The 4283-nt window shown below is 76.9% G+C and carries 3 protein-coding genes and 1 pseudogene; 3 read left to right on the forward strand and 1 reads right to left on the reverse strand.

The window, feature by feature from the left end; all coding sequences use genetic code 11:
- Nucleotides 1-432: 432 nt before the first annotated feature.
- Nucleotides 433-799 (reverse strand): annotated as a pseudogene (locus tag ACFXAM_RS37985) (hypothetical protein); the annotation flags it as partial.
- A 256-nt stretch (nt 800-1055) separates the two neighbouring features.
- Between ACFXAM_RS37985 and def the strand changes: the two are divergent.
- The 3 genes from def (at nt 1056) to ACFXAM_RS38000 (ending at nt 4161) form a co-directional block, all read left to right on the forward strand.
- Nucleotides 1056-1601 (forward strand): peptide deformylase, encoded by a 546-nt coding sequence (gene def, locus ACFXAM_RS37990; RefSeq protein ID WP_380298423.1) that lies wholly within the window; start codon nt 1056-1058, stop codon nt 1599-1601.
- Nucleotides 1602-1644: 43 nt separating this feature from the next.
- A complete protein-coding gene (gene fmt, locus ACFXAM_RS37995; RefSeq protein WP_380298424.1) occupies nt 1645-2586 on the forward strand; it encodes a methionyl-tRNA formyltransferase in 942 nt (313 codons plus the stop codon).
- 102 nt (nt 2587-2688) lie between these two features.
- Nucleotides 2689-4161 carry an RsmB/NOP family class I SAM-dependent RNA methyltransferase gene (locus tag ACFXAM_RS38000; RefSeq protein WP_380298425.1) on the forward strand — a complete coding sequence of 491 codons (1473 nt, stop codon included), beginning with the start codon at nt 2689-2691 and terminating at the stop codon, nt 4159-4161.
- Nucleotides 4162-4283 lie beyond the last annotated feature (122 nt).

A 4283-nucleotide genomic window follows, 5' to 3' on the forward strand; every position in this document is an offset into this window, starting at 1 on the left:
CGGGTGAGGGGCGCGGAGTCCGTGACCGCGGCCCTCACCCGACGCCCGGGGTGCGTCAGCCGCGCAGCGGGACGCCGGGGCGGTCCAGCGCGGGGCGGTCGAGGGCGGTTCGGTCCAGCGTGCTGCGGTCGAGGGCGGGGCGGTCGAGGGGGGTTCGGTCCAGCGTGCTGCGGTCCAGCGCGGGGCGGTCGAGGGCGGTTCGGTCCAGCGCGGGGCGGTCCAGCGTGGGTCGGTCGAGGCTGCTGCGGTCGAGACCGCCCTGGCGGGCGGCCGGGACGGTGGTGGCCAGTCCGGTCGGGGCGGGGGTGCGCTCGCGCTCCGGCGGGTGGGCGGGGCCGTGGGCGGGGGTGGGGGCGTGCGCGACCGCCGGGGTGTGGCCCGGCAGCTCCTCGGAGCGGTCCGGCCGGCCCGGGCCCGGCACCGTTCCGGCCGCCGCCAGCAGCTCGCCGGCCGGCCGGCGCATCCCGTAGCGGCGGTGCACCGCCTGCTTGGTGACCCCGAGGGCCGAGCCCACCGAGTCCCAGGAGAAGCCCAGCGCGCGGTCGAACTCGACGGCCGCCGCCACCAGCGTCTCCACGCTCTCCCGCAGCTCCTGGGCCAGGCGCACCGTCGGCGCCGGGGCCCGCCCGTACACCACGAAGCCCGCGGAGGTGCTGGGGCGGCGCGGCCGGTAGACGTTGCCCAACTGGGCGGTGAGCGTCCGCAGGGCGTCGACCTGGCGCCGCACCCGCTCGATGTCCCGCACCAGCAGGTGCAGGCTCGCCCTCGCCCGGGCGTCGTGGTTGATCTGCTCGGCCATGGCTTACGTGCCGCCTTCCGTTACGGTTCGGCTCGGCCGGAGCGCCCTTCCCGCGCGCTCCGGCCACGGTCAATCCCACTTGACCAACGCCGGACCGCCCGCCGGGGTCACGCAGGCGGGGCGAGCGGGATGTGCCGGACCCCGGTCCGGACGGATTGCATAGACTGGCCGACGGCCGCGCGCGCACCGCCCGGCCCGCTCGTTGCCAGCAGCCCGACCCCCGCATCCCGGACCCGACGGACAGGAGCCCGCATCCGTGGCGATCCAGCCGATCCGCATCTTCGGAGACCCCGTACTGCGCGCCACCGCCCGGCCCGTCACCACCTTCGACAAGGAGCTCCGCACCCTCGTCAAGGACCTCACCGACACCATGCTCGACGCCCCCGGAGCCGGTCTGGCAGCGCCCCAACTCGGCATCTCGCTGCGGGTGTTCACCTACCACGTGGACGGCGTCACCGGGCACCTGATCAACCCGGACCTGTCGCTCAGCGAGGAGGAGCAGGAGGGCCCGGAGGGCTGTCTGTCGCTGCCCGGGCTGCGCTACGACACCCGCCGGGCGCACGGCGTCGTCGCCAGGGGCTTCAACATGTACGGTGACCCGGTCACCGTCGAGGGCACCCAGCTGCTGGCCCGCTGCATCCAGCACGAGACCGACCACCTCGACGGCATCATCTTCATCGACCGCCTCGACGCCGAGCAGCGGAAGGCCGCGCTCAGGGCGATCCGCGAGGCGGACTGGGGCTCGGGCCCCGCGCCGGTGGTCAAGGTCTCCCCGCACAGCACCTTCGGTTCGGCGCGCTGAGCGCCGCCGACCACGTCGACTCCGCACCGCAGAAAGGCACTTGATGCGCCTCGTGTTCGCCGGCACCCCCGAGGTCGCCGTTCCCGCCCTGGACGCCCTGCTCGCCTCCGACCGGCACGAGGTCGTCGCGGTGGTCACCCGCCCCGACGCCCCCTCCGGCCGCGGCCGCAAGCTCGTCGCCAGCCCCGTCGCCCAGCGCGCCGAGGAGGCCGGGATCGAGGTCCTCAAGCCGGCGAAGCCCAGCGACCCCGACTTCGTCGCCCGGCTCACCGAGCTCGCCCCCGACTGCTGCCCGGTCGTCGCCTACGGCGCCCTGCTGCGCCCCGGCACCCTGGAGATCCCCGCGCACGGCTGGGTGAACCTGCACTTCTCGCTGCTCCCCGCGTGGCGCGGCGCCGCCCCCGTCCAGCACGCGGTGCTGGCCGGCGACGAGGTGACCGGCGCGTCCACCTTCCTCATCGAGCAGGGCCTCGACTCCGGCCCGGTCTACGGCGTGATCACCGAGGAGGTCCGCCCGGCCGACACCAGCGGCGACCTGCTGGAGCGGCTCTCCCACTCCGGTGCCCGGCTGCTCGCCGCCACCATGGACGGCATCGCCGACGGCAGCCTGCACGCCGTGCCGCAGCCCGCCGAGGGCGTCACCCTCGCCCCGAAGATCGGCGTCGAGGACGCCCGGATCGACTGGACCGCGCCCGCGCTGCGGGTCGACCGGGTGGTGCGCGGCTGCGCCCCCGCCCCCGGCGCGTGGACGGAGTTCCGCGGCGAGCGGCTCAAGGTCACCGGCCCGGTGCGGCTGCTGCCCGGCTCCGCGGACCTCGCGCCGGGCGAGCTGGCCGTCGGCAAGAACAGCGTCCGGGTCGGCACCGGCAGCCACGAGGTCGAGCTCGGCGAGGTCCGGCCGCAGGGCAAGAAGGCCATGCGGGCGGCGGACTGGGCGCGCGGCGCGCGCATCGAGTCGGGCGAGCGGCTGGGCGGGTCCGCCTGAGTCCGTCCGGTCCGTCCGGTCCGGGTCGGGTCCGCTCCGGCGTTCCGCGTTACTGTTCGAGAGATCCAGAAATAGCCCCCGCAGCACTTTGAGGCACATCCCATGAGCACGACCGGCAGTACCCACGGCACCTCCGGCACGCCCGGCGCGTCCGGCGGCAAGCGCGCCCCGCGCCCGCACCGGCGCCCGAAGAAGGACCCGGCGCGGATCGTCGCCTTCCGCGCCCTGCGCGCCGTCGACGAGCGCGACGCCTACGCCAACCTGATCCTCCCCTCCCTGCTCCGCGAGGCCGAGCAGAAGGGCATGGACCGGCGCGACGCCGCCCTCGCCACCGAGCTGGTCTACGGCACCCTGCGGCTCCAGGGCACCTACGACGCGATCATCGCCGCCTGCATCGACCGCCCGCTCAGCAAGGTCGACCCGCCCGTCCTGGACGTGCTCTCGCTCGGCGCCCACCAGCTGCTCACCACCCGCATCCCCAGCCACGCCGCGGTCTCGGCCACCGTCGAGCTGGCCCGGGTGGTGCTCGGCGACGGCAAGGCCAAGTTCGTCAACGCCGTGCTGCGCCGGATCAGCGCCCACGACCTGGACGCCTGGATCCAGCGGGTCGCCCCGCCGTACGACCAGGACGCCGAGGACCACCTCGCCGTCGTGCACTCCCACCCGCGCTGGGTGGTCGCCTCGCTGTGGGACTCGCTCGCCCGCTGGCAGCCCGACAACGCCGGGCGCACCGCCGTGGAGCAGCTGCTGCGCGCCGACAACGAGCGCCCCGAGGTCACCCTGGTGGCCCGCCCCGGCCGGGCCACCGTCGGCGAGCTGGCCGACGCGCTCCCCGAGGCCGAGCCGGGCCGCTGGTCCCCGTACGCGCTGCGGCTCGCCGAGGGCGGCGACCCGGGCTCGGTCGCGGCCGTGCAGGAGAACCGGGCCGGCGTCCAGGACGAGGGCAGCCAGCTGGTCGCCCTCGCCCTCGCCGCCGCCCCGCTGGACGGCCCGGACCGGCTCTGGCTGGACGGCTGCGCCGGCCCCGGCGGAAAGGCCGCGCTGCTCGCCGCGCTCGCCGCCGAGCGCGGCGCGGCGCTGGTCGCCAGCGAGAAGCAGCCGCACCGGGCCCGGCTGGTCGCCCGGGCCCTGGCCGGCAACCCCGGCCCGTACACCGTGATCGCCGCCGACGGCACCCGCCCGGCCTGGCGGGCCGGAGGCTTCGACCGGGTGCTCGTCGACGTCCCGTGCTCCGGCCTCGGCGCCCTGCGCCGCCGCCCCGAGGCCCGCTGGCGCCGCCGTCCGCAGGACGTCGCCGCCTTCGGCCCGCTCCAGCGCGATCTGCTGCGCTCGGCCATCGAGGCCACCCGGATCGGCGGCGTGGTCGGCTACGCCACCTGCTCCCCGCACCTCGCGGAGACCCGCGCGGTGGTGGACGACGTGCTGCGCACCGAGGGCGCCCGGGTCGAGTGGATCGACGCCCGGCCGCTGCTCCCGGACGTCCCCGCCCTCGGCGAGGGCCCGGACGTCCAGCTCTGGCCGCACCTGCACGGCACGGACGCGATGTACCTGGCCCTGCTGCGCCGTACGGCGTAGGCGGATGCTCCGCGGCGGGGGGCCCCCGGGGGGGCGGGGGGGGGGGCCCGCGGGGCCCCGCGGGCGGCGGGGGGGGGGGGCCGCCCCCCCCGGCCCCGTCATGACTTCGGGGCCGCCGCGGC

Origin of the sequence: Kitasatospora sp. NPDC059462, from assembly GCF_042749955.1 — a bacterium.
GTDB lineage: Bacteria > Actinomycetota > Actinomycetes > Streptomycetales > Streptomycetaceae > Kitasatospora.